This window comes from Pseudomonas sp. R3-41 (assembly GCF_054161485.1).
Map to the genome: position 1 here is coordinate 3,777,384 of NZ_CP096421.1, position 16,462 is coordinate 3,793,845.

10 protein-coding genes are annotated in these 16,462 nt (G+C 60.5%); all 10 read left to right on the plus strand.

The window, feature by feature from the left end:
- The first annotated feature begins 466 nt into the window (after positions 1-466).
- The 10 genes from M1D99_RS16630 to M1D99_RS16675 all read left to right on the plus strand — a co-directional run bounded on the left by M1D99_RS16630 (position 467) and on the right by M1D99_RS16675 (position 16,229).
- The gene (locus M1D99_RS16630) at positions 467-2,692 is read left to right on the plus strand and encodes a type VI secretion system Vgr family protein (protein ID WP_434570462.1); all 2,226 of its coding nucleotides are present in this window, start codon (positions 467-469) and stop codon (positions 2,690-2,692) included.
- A 16-nt stretch (positions 2,693-2,708) separates the two neighbouring features.
- The gene (locus tag M1D99_RS16635; RefSeq protein WP_434570464.1) at positions 2,709-3,167 is read left to right on the plus strand and encodes a DUF6484 domain-containing protein; all 459 of its coding nucleotides are present in this window, start codon (positions 2,709-2,711) and stop codon (positions 3,165-3,167) included.
- 12 nt (positions 3,168-3,179) lie between these two features.
- Positions 3,180-4,322: a DUF2169 family type VI secretion system accessory protein gene (locus M1D99_RS16640; protein WP_434570466.1), complete on the plus strand. Its 1,143-nt coding sequence runs from the start codon at positions 3,180-3,182 to the stop codon at positions 4,320-4,322.
- Complete coding sequence (locus M1D99_RS16645) at positions 4,319-5,383, plus strand: 3-oxoacyl-ACP synthase (RefSeq protein ID WP_434570468.1); 1,065 nt, start codon at positions 4,319-4,321, stop codon at positions 5,381-5,383. The genes M1D99_RS16640 and M1D99_RS16645 overlap by 4 nt, the downstream gene beginning before the upstream one ends.
- Positions 5,380-6,291 (plus strand): DUF4150 domain-containing protein, encoded by a 912-nt coding sequence (locus tag M1D99_RS16650; protein WP_434570470.1) that lies wholly within the window; start codon positions 5,380-5,382, stop codon positions 6,289-6,291. Before M1D99_RS16645 ends, M1D99_RS16650 begins: the two co-directional genes overlap by 4 nt.
- 2 nt (positions 6,292-6,293) lie before the next feature.
- The gene (locus M1D99_RS16655; RefSeq protein ID WP_434570472.1) at positions 6,294-7,160 is read left to right on the plus strand and encodes a hypothetical protein; all 867 of its coding nucleotides are present in this window, start codon (positions 6,294-6,296) and stop codon (positions 7,158-7,160) included.
- A gap of 15 nt (positions 7,161-7,175) precedes the next feature.
- Positions 7,176-8,420: a TIGR02270 family protein gene (locus M1D99_RS16660; protein ID WP_434570473.1), complete on the plus strand. Its 1,245-nt coding sequence runs from the start codon at positions 7,176-7,178 to the stop codon at positions 8,418-8,420.
- Between the two features lie 339 nt (positions 8,421-8,759).
- A complete protein-coding gene (locus tag M1D99_RS16665) occupies positions 8,760-9,962 on the plus strand; it encodes a M48 family metalloprotease (protein ID WP_434570475.1) in 1,203 nt (400 codons plus the stop codon).
- Complete coding sequence (locus M1D99_RS16670) at positions 9,950-15,394, plus strand: AAA domain-containing protein (protein ID WP_434570477.1); 5,445 nt, start codon at positions 9,950-9,952, stop codon at positions 15,392-15,394. Before M1D99_RS16665 ends, M1D99_RS16670 begins: the two co-directional genes overlap by 13 nt.
- 55 nt (positions 15,395-15,449) lie before the next feature.
- Positions 15,450-16,229 carry an SDR family NAD(P)-dependent oxidoreductase gene (locus tag M1D99_RS16675; protein WP_434570479.1) on the plus strand — a complete coding sequence of 260 codons (780 nt, stop codon included), beginning with the start codon at positions 15,450-15,452 and terminating at the stop codon, positions 16,227-16,229.
- Positions 16,230-16,462: the final 233 nt, after the last annotated feature.

The following is a 16,462-nucleotide window of genomic DNA, read 5'->3' on the forward strand; positions in this document are numbered from 1 at the left end:
ATAGCACACTGAAACGTGCCTGATCCGGATGAGGATACGCGTAGAAGCGATACGTCCAGACGTGTGCAATCAGTTGGGAGCCAGGTTTAAACGGCTATGGCGCGGACCACCATGCTAATTGCCATCTCACTGTTTATTCGATTTAAGAATAATAAATATAGCTAACGAAACTAAGCAAACGACCTTCCAGTCACCTATCTTGACCTCAATATCTGCCAGTCGGGCTGATGCTGAAGCGTTATCCAACTGGCGCCGGACGAACGTTAATCCGCAGGATACGGATGCGCTCCTACTCTCACGTTGATTGAAACCGCAATACCGATAAGGAGATCCCCCCTGTGGTGGATGTACAGCAATTGTTGGACTCGACTTCCCCTGGCATCCCCCATGGCGCGGACCCTGCGTACGCCGCCACCTTCCTTGCAACGGCCAACTGAAACCCAAACAAGAGCCAAGGAAGTCGCTCATGGCAATCACGCAAAACAGCCGTCTGGTGCAGGTCGACAGTCCGCTCGGCGGCGATGTCCTGGTGCTGCAGGGCATGGAAGGCAGCGAAGAACTGGGGCGGTTGTTTCACTACGAATTGGACCTGACGTCCGAAGATCGGGCGATCACCTTCGATCAATTGCTGGGCAAGCCGATGGGCCTGACCCTGGAACTGTATGACGGCGGCAAACGCTACTTCCACGGCATCGTTTGCAGTTGCCGGCAGTTGACCGGGCACGGTCAGTTCGCCGGCTACCGCGTCAGCCTGCGGCCCTGGTTCTGGCTGCTCACGCGCACCTCCGATTGCCGGATTTTCCAGAACAAGACGGTGCCGGACATCATCAAGCAGGTGTTCCGCGACCTCGGTTTTTCCGATTTCGAAGACAGCCTGAGCGGCAGCTACCGTGAGTGGGAGTATTGCGTGCAGTACCGCGAAACCAGCTTCGACTTCGTCAGTCGGCTGATGGAGCAGGAAGGCATCTATTACTACTTTCGCCATGAAAAGGGCCGTCACGTTCTGGTCCTCGCCGATGCCTATGGCGCCCACTCCACGGCGGCGGACTATGCTTCGGTGCCCTTCTACCCGCCCGATCGGCAAATGCGCGAGCGCGATCATTTCTACGACTGGCAACTGGCGCGGGAAGTACAGCCCGGCTCGCTGGCGCTGAACGACTATGACTTCCTGCGCCCACGCGCCAGCCTTGAGGTGCGTTCCAGTGTGCCGCGCAACCACACCAACGCCGACTACCCGCTCTACGACTACCCGGGTGAGTACGTCCAGAGCAACGATGGCGATCACTACGCGCGGACCCGCATCGAAGCCATTCACAGCCAGTTCGAGCGTGTGCAATTGCGTGGCCGCGCCCGCGGGATCGGTTGCGGTCATCTGTTCACGCTGACGGGTTACGACCGCGAGGATCAGAACCGCGAGTACCTGGTGGTGATCGCCCGTTATCAGATTCGTCAGGACGCCTACGAAAGCGGGCAGTCGGAGGTCGCCGAACAGTTCGTCAGCGAGCTGGACTGCATGGATGCCAACCAGACCTTCCGCCCTCTGCCCCTCACGCCGATGCCCATCGTCCGTGGGCCGCAGACTGCCGTGGTGGTGGGGCCCAGTGGCGAGGAGATCTGGACCGATCAATATGGCCGGGTCAAAGTGCACTTTCATTGGGATCGTCATGACCAGTCCAATGAAAACAGCTCCTGCTGGATTCGCGTGTCCCAGGCCTGGGCCGGCAAGAACTGGGGCTCCGTGCAGCTTCCGCGGATCGGCCAGGAAGTCATCGTCAGTTTCCTCGAAGGCGATCCGGATCGACCGATCATCACCGGCCGCGTCTACAACGCCGAACAGACCGTGCCCTACGCGCTGCCCGCCAATGCCACCCAAAGCGGGACGAAAAGCCGTTCAAGCAAGGGCGGCTCACCGGCGAACTTCAATGAAATCCGCATGGAGGATAAAAAAGGCGCCGAACAGCTGTTTATCCACGCTGAGAAGAACCAGGACATCGAAGTCGAGAACGACGAAACCCACTGGGTCGGCCACGACCGCCGCAAGACCATCGACAACGACGAGACCGTGCACGTCAAGCACGACCGCACCGAAACCGTCGATAACAACGAAACCATCACCATCGGGGTGGATCGCAAGGAAAAGGTCGGCAATAACGAAACCATCTCCATTGGCGTGAACCGTACCGAGGATGTCGGCAGCGACGAGAAAATCACCATTGGCGCCAATCGCACCGAGAACGTGGGCAGCAACGAAACCATCACCATCGGCGCGGACCGCACGGAAAAAGTCGGTGCCAACGAGACGATCACCATCGTCAGCAACCGCACCGAGGACGTAGGCGGCAACGAAACGATTGGCATCAAGGGCAACCGTAACGAGACGGTCCAGGGCAACGAAGGGATCGAGATCAACGGCAACCAGAGTACCCAGATCGGCCAGAACGAATCCCGCGACGTCACCCAGAACCGCAGCACCAACGTCAAGCAGAACGACACCCTGGACGTCGGCAAGCACTTCGCCCTCACTGCTGGTGACTCCATCAGCCTGACCACGGGCGCGGCCAGCATCACCCTGAAGAAGGACGGCACCATTGTGATCAGCGGCAAGAACATTACCATCGACGGCTCCGGCGCCATCAACATCAAGGCGAACAAGAACGTGGTCGTCAAAGGCCAGAAAATCCTGCAGAACTAGCCACGGAGTGGGCGCCATGACCGTTGAATATCATTTACCCGCTTCCTCTACCGCCACCCCCGCCCGCGTGGATGGCGTCGTGATCGGGGTGCTGCTGGATGTGCCCAGTGCAGATGCGCCGGTAGTGGCCTTCCCGGGCTGCCTCGGCGAAACCGGCCTCGCCGCGCGCACCACCACGCCGCTCTCCCGTGAAGACATCGGCGCCCAGGTCGCCCTGATGTTCGAGGCCGGCGACCCGGCCCGGCCGCTGGTGATCGGTCGTATCCAGCGCCTGTTGGCGACCGCGACACCCGCGGTTGCCCACATGGACGGTGAGCGTCTGGAGTTCACCGCCGAGCGGGAAATCGTCCTGCGCTGTGGCAAGGCCAGCATCACCCTGACCCGCGAAGGCAAAGTGCTGATCCGAGGGACCTACCTTTCGAGCCGATCATCCGGCGTGAACCGCATCAAGGGCGGCTCGGTGCAAATCAACTGAGGCAATGGCGCCATGGAATTGGTAAACAAGACCCGTCTCGTCGGCGGTTATACAGCTTCAACCGATAAAACGGGCCGTGAATGGCTGGTCGTGGTGGCAAAAGGAACCTATGGCATTCCAGATCACCCTGGGCAAACACCCCGGCTGCTCGAACAACAGCTTCCGCTGATCATGGCCGATGTGTTCCCAGGCGAACCGAGTGAATCCGCTGCCATATATGAAAACGATTTTGCACTGCACAAGCCGCGCTGCGATGTCCTGCTCAATGGTCACTGCCACGCCCCCAATGGCGAGCCGGCGCCGGAGGTGAACGTAGCGCTGAAAGTGGGGACGCTTGTCAAAGCCTTCAAAGTGATTGGGGCACGAATCTATGAGGATAGCGCCCTCTCATACTCGATCAGCAAGCCTGTTCCATTCACGACCATGCCGATCACCTACGCGCAGGCTTTTGGCGGCGTGGATCGGACGCATGCAGACCCGGCCAAGCACAAATGGTACCCATGGAACCCTGTTGGCGCCGGCTTTTACCCCGCAGCAAACAGTGCTCAGACCAATGGCTTGCCGCTTCCCAATACCGAAGAATTGGACAGACCGGTCACCGCCCCCAACGAACATTACAAGCCAATGGCATTTGGCCCGATTGGTCGGGCATGGCAGCAACGCATCCGGTGGGCGGGCACTTATGATCAGGCTTGGCTTGATCATCAATTCCCCTTTCTTCCTGAGGATTTTGACTTGCGCTACTTCCAATGCGCACCCGAGGATCAGCAGATTGACTATCCCCAAGGGGGTGAAGAAGTTGCCCTGCTTAATCTGAGCGATAAAGGCCGGTTGGCATTCAGGCTTCCGGCAAACCTGAAACTGCCGATGCTTGTTGTTTTTCATGGCGACAGCACGCGGGAAACAGCTGCCGTAGTCGACACCGTCATTCTTGAACCTGACGCGAATCGTTTGACGCTGACATGGCGAGCGTCTTCGCCGCTGGGGCGCAACATCAAGGAAGTAGCCAAGGTCATCGTCGGGCAAACCACCGAACAGTTCGAACAGGCCAAAGCCTACGAAGAACGCATGCGAGGGAAGCAGCACTTCAAGTCATTGGCTCAACTCGTCGCGTGGACAAAGGAAGCTTATCCTCCCGCGGAAGAGGAGATATGACGTCCATGCAGGGGCCCGCCCTATTCATCACCAGCATGGGCATGGCTTGTCCCGTGGGCTTGTGCGTCGCCAGTGCCTGTGCTGCCAAGCGAGCCGGGCTCTCTGCACTCCAGGAGCTGCCGTTCCTCGACAACGCCTGCGAGCCCATCATCGGTGCGACGGTGCCCAGCGTAGACCTGGCGCTGCCGGCATCGGCGCGGATGTCCGAGTTCATGATGCATGCACTGGTCGAGCTGATACACAGTGCGCCGAAACTGGATTGGAAAACGGTGCCTTTTCTCCTGTGCCTGGCTGAACCGGAGCGTCCAGGCATCGATATCAGGGAAATAGCCCAGACCGTCATACAGGATGTTTCCTCCAAGTTGGGCATCCAATTCGATCCGAACCATTCCAAGGTCATCCCCTCCGGCCATGTTGCCGGCATGCATGCCCTCCATGAAGCCAGTCGTCTAATGCAGGAAATACGTGCCCCCGGCTGCGTGGTGGCGGGTGTTGACTCGCTGCTCAGCGCCTTGACGCTGCAGTGGCTGGATAAGCATCGCCGGCTGAAAACGGCCACTCACAATGACGGCTTGTTCCCCGGCGAAGGGGCCGCGGCCATCCTGGTTCAGCCCTATCGGCAAGCTGGCACCTGCCTGGAAATCTCAGGCCTTGGTTTTGGGCAAGAAGAGGCGCCTCTGTTGTCGAACAAGCCTCTGCGAGCAGGCGGACTGACCGACGCCGCTCGCATGGCGCTTGCGCAGGCAAGACGGGGGATGCATGAAATTGATTGGCGCCTGTCGGATGTCACGGGAGAGCAATACGGGTTCAAAGAGCTTCCGTTGATGGAGGCCCGGCTTTTTCGAACAGTCCGAAAAGAGGATCAGCCACTGTGGCATTGGGCTGAAGCCATGGGTGACACCGGGGCCATTGCCGGAATCGTCCAATTGATACTCGCCGACCAGGCGTTTCGCAAAGGCTATGCACCGGGAACCACTGCGATCTGCCTGAGCAGCGCCCTGGCTGGCGCGCGTGCCGCCGCCGTCGTGCACGACCTCAGTCGATCCGAGGGGGAGCTATGAGCTGTGACGTTTACGCAAACGGTGATGAGATTGCATGCAAGGCGGGTGGCGGCAAGGTGATTGCAGCGTTCCCGGATGTTTGCCTGACGCCACCCCCGCCTCCGGGAGGTCCGATCCCAGTGCCCTATCCGGATACCTCGTTTTCCAAGGACATGAAGAACGGCAGCAAGACCGTCAAGATCGAAAACAAGGAGATCATGTTAAAAAACCGCTCCTTCTATAAAACCTCACCACTGGGTGATGAAGCGGCAACAAGAAGCCAGGGCGCCGGCGTTATCACCCACGTCATCACCGGCAAGACCTATTTCGTTTCCTGGTCAATGGACGTTCTGTTCGAAGGCCAGAACGTCGACCGACATACCGACCTCACCACCTCGAACCATGCCAGCCCGGCGGCGAATGCGGCGGTGCCCATGGTCAACACTGCCAAATACAGCCCGGTGCAACAAGACTCCAAAGTGCCGGGCAAGCATAAGTGTGAATGCTGTGGCGGCGCGGCGCACTCCAAGGCTCAAGCGAACGGGGAGTACATGTCGGAAGCCGAGTTCTACGACACCACGCAAAGTCCCGAGAACGCTGCCGTCCTCGCTAAGGTCCGAGCGAACCCCAAGTGCAAGCACCTGCTACCGCCCGCCGGGAAGCCACCGAGCGGGTGCAATAAATACTACAAGACGGACACGCGGGAGAAAAAGAACATTGAGAATGACTGGGCAATGAACAGACCAAGTTATATGGAATGGAAAGGCGTGAGCCAGGGCGACCCAGTTGCCCATAGGGTCCCCAAGGCGGCCGGAGGTTGCCCCGCTGGCCAAGGAAATCTGGCGCCCACTGGCCGCAAGTGTGCCAAACTCGAAACAGAGTTGAGTGCTCTACAAGACAAACGCGCCAATAGTTTTCGAAGGTCCTAGGGATGAGCACTGCCACTTACAAGTACACCCGCCGACCAGACTTCCTTCACGATTGCTTCTATTGGAAAGGCCGTGGATACCACTACGTCAGTGCAGCCCCCGAAGCCGTGTCATCGCCTGACGGATGGCGGAGCAATGACCCCTGGATTGCACTTGCCTCGATTCTGGAGCGTGCAAAGCATGCAGATTACAGTCATGTTTCCCAGCTCAGAAAATGGATATTGGACACCGATAGCGCGCCAACGCTGGTATCGGCCTGCCTGGGCCTGACCGCGGATGCGGGCCTCGATACGGATTTGGATTTCCTGGCCGAACTCATGATCGACGGACCCGACTATCTACGCATCGAGGCTTGCCTTGCGGCTCAGTGGTCGGGTGTTCTCTGGCTGATACCGTTCATGGTCGAAGCGCGGCGCATGCTGGAACGACGAACCGATCAGGAAGCCGTAGAAGCGAACATTTCAAACCTTCTTGACCCCGTGGGCGGCGAGCCCGATTTCTACGACAGTGGCCTGAGCGAAGATGACTACAGGGCGGCCGTCGATTCGCGACTTGCCAATCTGAAGAACGCCCATGGGAATGACAGAATATCGATCTTGGGCGGCCTACCGGTCGATATGAACAAACAGGCCTGGTTCATGCGCAAGGCCCTGGCCCCTAAAAACATTGACGAATGGATCGATTGGAGCGGCTTTTTGCTCTGGAGACGGAAGTTCGAGGTGTATACCGGGGTTGACTGCTCCAGCTTCTATGGAGAAAACAGCGACTTCCAACCTCTGAATGCAGCGGCGGTCCTGGACCAATACATGGCCTCTCCCCTGCGCTTCGAAGTTGGTAGACGTTACTTTTTTGGAAACCTGGTGCCGTAACAAGACAGAGGCGTCATGGTCCCTATCTCATCAATGATCGAGCAACATGCCGAAGAAGCTTGCTTCCTCATCCTCCTGCACGATCACGCCGTGCGGGCGCCCCATTACGACCTTGATGACGTCAGCAAACTGGACGAGCGCATCGACGCACATCTCGATGGCCTGCGCATTGCCGGCTCAACAGGCCTGGAGACCCTGCTGGCCCAGCTCGGCCCCCACAGCGTCGGCGAGATGTTCGCCAGTGTGCTGCTGTCCTTCGAGGCGGCCAATGCGAAGGCGCTATCGCGGCTCAGCGAGCACCTGAGAAGCGCCATGGAAACAGAACGAGGTTACCTGATGGCCCTGGGTTGGCTCGACTGGGACCGGGTATCGCCCTGGATCGAGCGCATGCTCGTCTCCCCCGAGCCCCTGTTCCGCCGCCTCGGCCTGGGGGCCTGCGGCATGCATCGCCACGACCCAGGCCCGGCCCTCTTGGTCGGACTGTCCGACGCCGACCCAAGCGTGCAGGCACGCGCTGCCCGCACCGCTGGCGAGCTGCGCCGCCGGGACCTGCTGCCGGCGATTCGTGCCCACCGTCAGCATGAAGACGCCGCCACGCGCTTCTGGGCCAATTGGGCCACCGCCCAAATGGGTGATCAGCAGGCCTTGGAACCTCTGCGCACATTTGCCGAACGACCGGGCGAATTTCAATACCGCGCGCTCTGTGTATTACTGGCCTGGCAGGAGCGCGAGCCCAGCATCGCCTGGATACGCCAATGGGTACAGGATCCCAGGGATCGGCGCATCGGCATCCAGGCCCTTGGGCTGCTGGGTGATCCGGTCTGCGTCCCCTGGTTGATCCAGCAGATGAGCGACTTGCCCCATGCCCGCGTCGCCGGCGAAGCCTTCAGCTTGATCACTGGCGCGGACCTGGCGCTACTCGACCTGGAACTGCAGGCCCTGCCGGATTTCGATGCAGGCCCGAACGACAACCCTGAAGATCCCAATGTCGCGATGGACCCCGATGAAAACCTGCCCTGGCCCGACCCGCAGGCAATAACTGCTTGGTGGCAGGCCCACGGCGGCGATTTCCAGGCGGGCGTCGGTTATGTGCTGGGACAAATGCAGAGCGAAGACGGTTTTCGGCACGCCCTTGCCCAGGGCCAGCAACGTCAGCGCATCGCCGCCGCCTGTGGCATCGCCCGCTATCGGCCGAGCGAGGTGCTGTTCCCCACCAGTGCACCGGCCAGGCGGCAAAAGCGGTTGTTGTTCAGGCGATAAGCAGACGATATATCGGGCAGTCCGACGCTCGCGGTTCTGCCAAAATATCATGTGGCTGCACAGCAGAAAAAACTGAACCTGAAAGATCTCGGCGTCGCAGGGACAACTCGATTTTCCTGCAGAACTTTATAAATTGTGCCGTCAGTTAACCACCAGTGGCAGCAGGCCTCGAACTATCGCCGCAGACCATTCCCCTCCCTTCTATAAACAAGGTTCGTATCTTCTCCGCGCCCTAGGTATGCTCGCCCTCAAAGCCGATGACCGAAAAATGGGATGCCAGCCCATGCCGTTGCTGCCCAGGCACAGCGTATGGAGCCGTATCCTCAAGGATGTTGAACGATGAGTAACCCCGCGCTGGATATCAGCAACTTGACGCCATTGCCGTACCACCAGCAGGTGGTGAATTACCTGAAGACCAGCGAGCCGGCTGTCTGGAGTTGGGCCTCATCGCTAGGGGTTCAGCAGGAACACGCGCAAGAGGTTCGCGCGCAACTGCTGCGCGATACGTACCGACTCCATCCCGATACGCATCCCGACGCTTATCAAGCCTGCGAAACCGCGCTCCAGCGCTTGCACATCCAGGCACCGGCCACGCTGTACCAGGCCGGAGATGGCGGCATGAATGCCAGTCTCTATTACCTCGCCGGTGAAGTGCATGTGGTGTTCTACGGCCCGATCCTCGAGCGTCTCGACGCCCAGGAATTACTCGCGCTCTTGGGACATGAGCTGGCGCATTACCGGCTGTGGTCCGAGCATGACGGCGACTACCTGACTGCCGAGCGCATCCTCAACCACACCCTGGCCGATGTTTATACGCCGGCGAGCCTGGAGCAAACCGCCCGTTTGTATAGCCTGCACACCGAAATCTACGCGGACCGAGGTGCGGCATTGGTGGCCAGTGGGCCCGAGGCGGCAATCACTACATTGGTCAAGGTGCACACCGGTATTGTCACGGTCAATGCTGCCAGTTACTTGCAACAAGCCAAGGAACTGGACGGTAACGGCGCGCAACTGTCCCGGGGCGTGTCCCACCCGGAGACCTTCCTGCGCTCACAGGCACTGGACAGTTGGTGGCAGCAGATCCCGGACATTGACGCCTGGCTGCACCGCCGCCTGCGTGGGCCGTTGTCGCTCAACCGCCTGGATGTGACCGACCAGGTCGAGCTCACCGCCCTCACCCGCCGTTTTATCGCCAGTTTCATCAATGCGCCGGCCTTGCAGTCAGAGGCTGTCGGCAACCAGGTACGCGGTTTCTTTCCCGATTGGAAAGACACCGAAACACCATTGGACCTCAGTACCTTGGACGTCGAGCGCATTGATGCGAGCATCCACGAGTACCTGCATTTCATCATGCTCGATCTGTGTCTGGTGGACCACGACCTGCGGGATGATGCCTTGCTGCATGCCGCACGCACCGCGAAAAAATTGGGCAGCGCCGACGACTTTATCAACGTGCTCAAGCGCGATATCAAACTTCCCAAACGCGAGCTCGACCCGCTCATTCGCGCGCTCAAGGCGGAGGTCGACACATGGACCCAATGAATCAGCCAGTAACGTTCAAGCAATTACTCCTGAGCCACGATGGGGCTGCGGTACCGATCGATGATGTGCTGTTCCTGATGCTGCCGCTGCTGCGGCAAGTGGCCCAACTGCATGAACTCGGCCGCGTGGCCCATTTGGGTTACCTCGACGTCATCCTGGGGCCCGAGCGTACCTTGCAACTGCGCAACCCTGAAGGCCTGTCGCCGCGCCTGGCGCTGGAAGCCATCAAGCAGGTGCAGCCCAACCCGGAATCGGCGCTGAACATCATCGGCAATATGCGCTTGACCCGCGATTCGAAAGACGGCGTGGCGATTGCCAATTTGCAGGTCCAGGAAGATCCGCACCAGACCATCGACCATCCCGTGTTTCTCACCGAGTTGCACAGCTGGGAACACAGCCTGGGTCATCACGACGAAATCACCGACATCTTCCAGTTGGGCCAGTTGCTGGCTTGCCTGGCCTGCGGGCTGGATTTCGCCGACCTCGACGACCTCAAATCCTTTGCCCAGCATCGACGCAACCTGTTCCAGCTCAATGGCCGGCTCAACCCGGTGCTGGCGAACCTCATCAATGAGATGACCGAGCTCAACCGCCACGAGCGTGCCACCGACGTCGGCTCATTGGCGCGGCGCCTGGAAACCTGGCGCGAACAGCCGGCCAGCCTCGACGTTGAGCGGGTGCTGGCCGAGGCCGAAGGCCCGGCCTCTCGACGTACAGTGGTGCTGGAGCACCTGCGCAATCGGCTGTTCGACCTGTCCCGGCGCAATCGACTGCTGTACTTCCGTCCCACCCAGGCCAACATCAACCTCACCGTGGCGAGCGTGCCGCTGGTGATGCGCATCGAGAGTATCCGCCCGGAAGCGTTGTGCACCTGGCAAGCGAGCTTTGGCGGCTTTTCCGAGCAGGTGCTGAGCGGCAACCCCGTGGGCTTGCAGCAATGGCTGCGCTTTGAAGACCAGGCCTGGTTGCAGACGTCCCTGGAACGCATCATTCAGGAAACCCGTCGCGACCGTGCCGAGTTTGGTTTCAGCAACCTGCGCCTGGTGGTGGCGTTCATGCGCTGGCATAACCTCAAGGACACCCCGGAAGAACGCATCGTCACGCCGTTGCTGTGGCTATCGGTGGAGCTGAGTCGGAAAAAGGGCGTGCGCGACCAGTTTGTGCTCAAGTGCGATGAGACCGAGGCCGAGTTCAATCCGGTGCTGCGTCACCAACTGCGCCAGCTCTACGACATCCAGCTACCGGAAACCGTGGACCTGCAGACAACATCCCTGGAAACCATTCACGCCGACATCGCCCGGCAGATCAAACTGACTGAGCCGGGCGTTGAACTGCGTCTGCAAAGCAAACCGCAAATCGAGCTGATCCATCAGAAAGCGGTCCAGCACCTGCATCACTTCCAGCGCCGCCGCGCCCGCCAGCGCTCGGCCATGCCGCCGGTGAAACCAGACTTCAGCTACGACCGCGAGGACTATCGCCCGCTGGGCCTGCAGTTGTTCCGGGAAAAGGTCCTGCCCAGCGACCTGCCCCTGCGCAGTGCCGTCGGCGCCAAGCCTGCGGTGCGCACCCAGCACCCGCAAATGGTGGCGAGCAGCACCGAGAGCAGCACCTTCGCCCTGCCCCAGGACCAAGGGCATCGTTACGCCTGGGATATCGACCTGACCCAGGTCACCCTGGCGAATTTCAACTACCGCAAAATGTCGCTGGTACGCGACTACGCGCAATTGATCGAGGAACCGGCCCAGAACGAGGCGTTCGACCGTATGTTCTCCATCGAACCCCGGGAGATCGAAGTCCAGGCGCCAGACCCGATCCCGCTGCCGGAGCAATGGAATGTCGTCGCCGGCGATGCCACGCAGAACGCCGCCGTCAGTCTGGCGCGAACCGGGCGCAACTTTATCATTCAAGGGCCGCCGGGCACCGGCAAGTCCCAGACCATCACCAACCTGATCGCCGATTACGCCGGCCGCGGCCTGCGGGTGCTGTTTGTTTGCGAGAAGCGTGCGGCGTTGGACGTGGTGTTCCATCGCTTGCAACAGAGTGAGCTGGGTGAGCTGTGCTGCCTGATCCACGACTCCCAGAGTGACAAGAAAGCCTTCGTCGGCAACCTGCGCGAATGTTATGAGCGTTGGATCGCTGGCGATGCCCAGTCATCACAGCTGCAAGCAAGACGCAGCGCCGTCCTCGCCACCATGACTCAACAGTTGGACCTGATCGAGCACTTTGAGCAGGCCATGGCCGCGGTTCCGCAAACCCTTGCGTGTTCAGTGCGCGAGCTGGTGCGACACTTGATCGAACTGCCCAGCGCTGCTGCAAAACTGCCCCCCGAAGCCCTGGAGCGCCTGCCTGAATGGCGCCGTTGGCAGTCACAAAACGAACTGACCGGGCGGCTGTACCAAGCCATGACCGAGCGCTTCGGCCTCGACAGTTTTGCGCGCCACCCTTTCAGTCGCCTGGCCTCAAGCGTCATCACCCACGAACATGCCTATGGCCAGCTCAAGGCATTCCTGGATGAAGCCAGCGGGCTGATGGACAGCGTCGAGCCACTGCTGGAGTCATCGTCGAGCCTGTTGTCCAGTGACACGGGCCTGGTTGATGCGCAGGTCTTGACCCAGACGGCCGAGCAAATGAGCGGCTCCAACCTGGTATCTCATCTTGACCTGCTGGAACCCGGCTCACCGGGCTCCCAGACACTGCACGCGGAACATGCCGCCTTGCAGACGTTGACCGTGCAGCAACACAGCATCCGTGAGACGAACCGCCACTGGCGCGACAAACTCGACGCGCAAGATACCCAAGGGGCCCAAGCCCTGGTGCAACGCCTGGAAGGGTCGTTGCTGCGTTGGCTGCAACCGGCCTGGTGGCGACTGCGTAGCGAACTTCAACGGCGTTATGACTTCAGTCAACACGCCATACGCCCAAGTTATCGCAGCGTGCTCGACAACCTTGCTGGCGAACACGTGGTCAATGCCCAGCTACAGGTCGAGCAACAGCGCCTGCAAGGTCTCTATGGCGTGCAAGACGTCGACGTCTTTGTGCAAAACCTGCACGCCTTGCTGCAACAACTGAACACCTCGCCCCTGTTGCGACAATGGGTCGAACGCCTGCGCAACAGCCCTGAAGCCTTACCCGCTGTGCGCCAGGAGGCCAACCTGCGTCAGCCCGTGGCGCGCCTGGCCCAACTCGTCGGTCAGTACTGTGTGTTCGAGCCGGCACCGAGCCTGGGGACGCTGGCCGAGTACCTGCGCGACCTGCGCGAAGAACTCGACGAACTGCCCGATAGCCTGCCCTTGCTCAATGAGCTGCATCAGGCCGACCCGGTCTGCCTGCTGGCCTTGCAACAGCACGCCCTGGTGCAGCGATCCCTTGATGCCTTAATTGCCCAGGAGAACCTGACCCGCCTGTATCGCGCCAACCCGCAACTGGCGCGCTTCGATGGCGCGGCCTTGAGCCTGGCGACCCGCCAGGTCAGCCAGGCCGAAAACAGCCTGCTCAAACACAACGCCCATGTCCTTAGCGCTACGTTGCAGCAACGCTTCCTCGAACATGTGAAGCAGTCGGCCATGTCGGTGACCCAACTGGATGCCGCGGCCCGTGAGTTCAAGAAAGCCTATGCCAAAGGCCGCCGTGAGCTGGAGCACGAGTTGGGCAAGACCATGCGTTATCGCTCCATCCGTGAACTGGCCAGCGGCGACAGTGGCCGGGTGATCAATGACCTCAAGCCCATCTGGCTGATGAGCCCATTGTCGGTGTCCGACACCCTGCCCCTGGCCCCGGACCTGTTCGACGTGGTGATCTTCGACGAAGCCAGCCAAATCCCCAGCGAAGAAGCCGTGCCCGCCCTGAGCCGTGCGCAGCAGGTGATTGTGGTGGGCGATGAGATGCAGTTGCCACCGACCAACTTCTTCTCCAGTGGCGGCGACCAGGACGACAATGAGTTGATTGCCATGGAGGACGGAGAACAGATCGAGATCAACCTCGACGCCGACAGCCTGCTGAGCCAGGCCGCACGCAATCTGCCAGCCACCCTGCTGGCCTGGCACTACCGCAGTCGGCACGAAGCGCTGATCAGTTTTTCCAACGCGGCCTTCTATGAAGGGCGACTTATCACGATCCCCGACCGCCGGATCGAGCGCCCGGCCCCGGCCAACGGGCCGCTGGAATCCACCGATGAACAGGCGGTCATCCAGGGCGCCGATACCTTGCTCGACAGCCCTATCAGCTTCCTGAAGATGCGCGATGGCGTGTACCTCAGCCGCAGCAACGTGGCCGAGGCGCGTTACATCGCCAACCTGGTGCGTGAATTGCTGCGACGCGAGACAGGCCTGAGCCTGGGCATCGTGGCGTTTTCCGAAGCGCAGCAAGGGGAAATAGAACAGGCGCTGGAGAACCTTGCAGCCAGTGACCCGGCCTTCGCCACGCGCCTTGAGCGCGAATACGTGCGTGAAGACGCCGGGCAATTCAACGGCCTGTTCGTCAAGAACCTGGAAAACGTCCAGGGTGACGAACGTGACGTGATCATCCTGAGCATCTGCTATGCGCCAGGGCCGAACGGCAAAATGCTGATGAATTTCGGCCCGATCAATCAGCGCGGCGGGGAAAAACGCCTCAACGTGATTTTCAGCCGCGCGCGCAAACGCATGGCGATCATTTCCAGCATCGAGGCCGATGCCATCACCAACACCCACAATGACGGTGCCGCGGCCCTTCGTGCCTTCCTGCAATTTGCCCAGGCCAGCGCGAACGGTGACGCGCCGCGCTCCCAGGGCATCCTGGCCAACCTCAATCCGGGGGCCAAGCAGTCCTTTGCCGTCACCCTGCCCAAGGACAGCCTGCGCGCCGCCCTCGCCAGCGCCCTGCGCAAGCGCGGGCACGAGGTGCAGGAGTTTGTCGGGCGTTCGCAATTCCGTTGCGACCTGGCGATTAGCGATGCCAGCGGCGAACACTTCAGCCTCGGTATCCTGCTCGATAGCGACGCGTCGGCGACGGCGAACGTGCGCGAACGTTATGTGTTCCGGCCGACCGTGCTGCGCAGTTTCGGCTGGAAGATCATCGACGTACTCAGCCATGACTGGCTGCGGGATCGTGAAGAGGTGCTGAACCGGATCGAAGCCCTGCTTCGTGGTGAAGAGGCGCCCGTGTTGTTGGAGCCGGAGCCAGAGGAGGAAAGCGTCGACACCGAACCGCCATCGGAGCCTGTCGCTGAACCGGCAACCTCAATGCGTGAGTTCACCTTTGGGGAAGGCAACTCCAACAAGTTCTGGCGCATCGGCGTCACGGCGACGGATGTAGTGGTCAACTTCGGCCGCATGGGGACCAAGGGTCAAACCCTGATCAAATCTCTGGAGAGCCCCGAACGTGCACTGCGGGAAGCTGAAAAGCTGATCGCGGAAAAACTGCGCAAGGGTTATCAGGAGCAAACGGTGCCGTAAGTCTCGACGATAGGGTTCAGACACCAGGCAATCACTTACAACCTCTGGAGACACCATGCCAAACCCAACCGGACAGAACCCCGTGGCCCTTGTCAGCGGGGTTGGCAGTGAAATCGGAATCGGCATGGCAATCGCCCGCAGGTTGGGTGCCGCCGGTGCCAGACTGATCATCACCGCCAGCAGCGCACGCATCCTCGAACGCGTCGCAGAGTTGCGTGCCGAAGGGTTCGACGTCGAAGGGCGGGCTCTCGATCTTACCGATGAAAACCAGGTCCGTGAGTTTATGGTATGGGCGGAATCCGTCTGGGGGCAGGTCGATATTCTGGTGAACAACGCGGGCATGGCCATGCAAGGCAGTCCGGAGTTTTTTTCCGACTTGGCGACCATGGACCTGCACACCTGGAACCTGACACTGGCGCGAAACCTCACCACGGCCTTTCTGCTTACGCGGGCGGTCCTGCCCGGCATGCGTGCGCGTCGTTACGGGCGCATCGTCAACATCAGTTCCACGACCGGCACCCGCTGCAGCAACCCCGGTGAAGCGGCTTACAGCGCCGCGAAAGCCGCAATGGTTGGCATGAGCATGAGCCTGGCGCTGGAAGTCGCCCAGCAAGGGATCACTGTCAACAGCGTCGCGCCCGGCTGGATCACCACGGGGTCGACCGCCGCCGAGGAAGCCAAGGCAGCTGGCTACACGCCGATGGGCCGGGCCGGACGTCCCGAAGAGGTGGCGGCATTGGTGGCTTTCCTGGCGTCGGCAGAGGCCAGCTACCTCACTGGCGAAGTCATCGTGGTGGATGGTGGAAACTGCCTGGTCGAGAACAAGGCGCCTTGATTCCCCTGTGGGAGCGAGCTTGCTTGCGATGGCGGTGGTTCAGCTAAATGAGTGTTGGATTGGCTGCCCTCTTCGCGAGCAGGCTCGCTCCCACAAGGGGCTGGGATAGACCTGAATGTTGTGCCTGCTCGCGATGGCGGTGGTTCAGGAGGCATAAGGGCTTCGAGAACAGCACGGTCTTGTGGCGAGGGAGCTTGCTCCCGCTGGGGCGCGCAGCGGCCCCCAAAAAGTGA

Coding starts and splice junctions, on each gene's coding strand:
- M1D99_RS16655 (WP_434570472.1), top strand. CDS start 6,294: ATGAGCACTGCCACTTACAAGTACACCCGCCGACCAGACTTCCTTCAC.
- M1D99_RS16635 (WP_434570464.1), top strand. CDS start 2,709: ATGACCGTTGAATATCATTTACCCGCTTCCTCTACCGCCACCCCCGCC.
- M1D99_RS16660 (WP_434570473.1), top strand. CDS start 7,176: ATGGTCCCTATCTCATCAATGATCGAGCAACATGCCGAAGAAGCTTGC.
- M1D99_RS16640 (WP_434570466.1), top strand. CDS start 3,180: ATGGAATTGGTAAACAAGACCCGTCTCGTCGGCGGTTATACAGCTTCA.
- M1D99_RS16675 (WP_434570479.1), top strand. CDS start 15,450: ATGCCAAACCCAACCGGACAGAACCCCGTGGCCCTTGTCAGCGGGGTT.
- M1D99_RS16645 (WP_434570468.1), top strand. CDS start 4,319: ATGACGTCCATGCAGGGGCCCGCCCTATTCATCACCAGCATGGGCATG.
- M1D99_RS16630 (WP_434570462.1), top strand. CDS start 467: ATGGCAATCACGCAAAACAGCCGTCTGGTGCAGGTCGACAGTCCGCTC.
- M1D99_RS16650 (WP_434570470.1), top strand. CDS start 5,380: ATGAGCTGTGACGTTTACGCAAACGGTGATGAGATTGCATGCAAGGCG.
- M1D99_RS16665 (WP_434570475.1), top strand. CDS start 8,760: ATGAGTAACCCCGCGCTGGATATCAGCAACTTGACGCCATTGCCGTAC.
- M1D99_RS16670 (WP_434570477.1), top strand. CDS start 9,950: ATGGACCCAATGAATCAGCCAGTAACGTTCAAGCAATTACTCCTGAGC.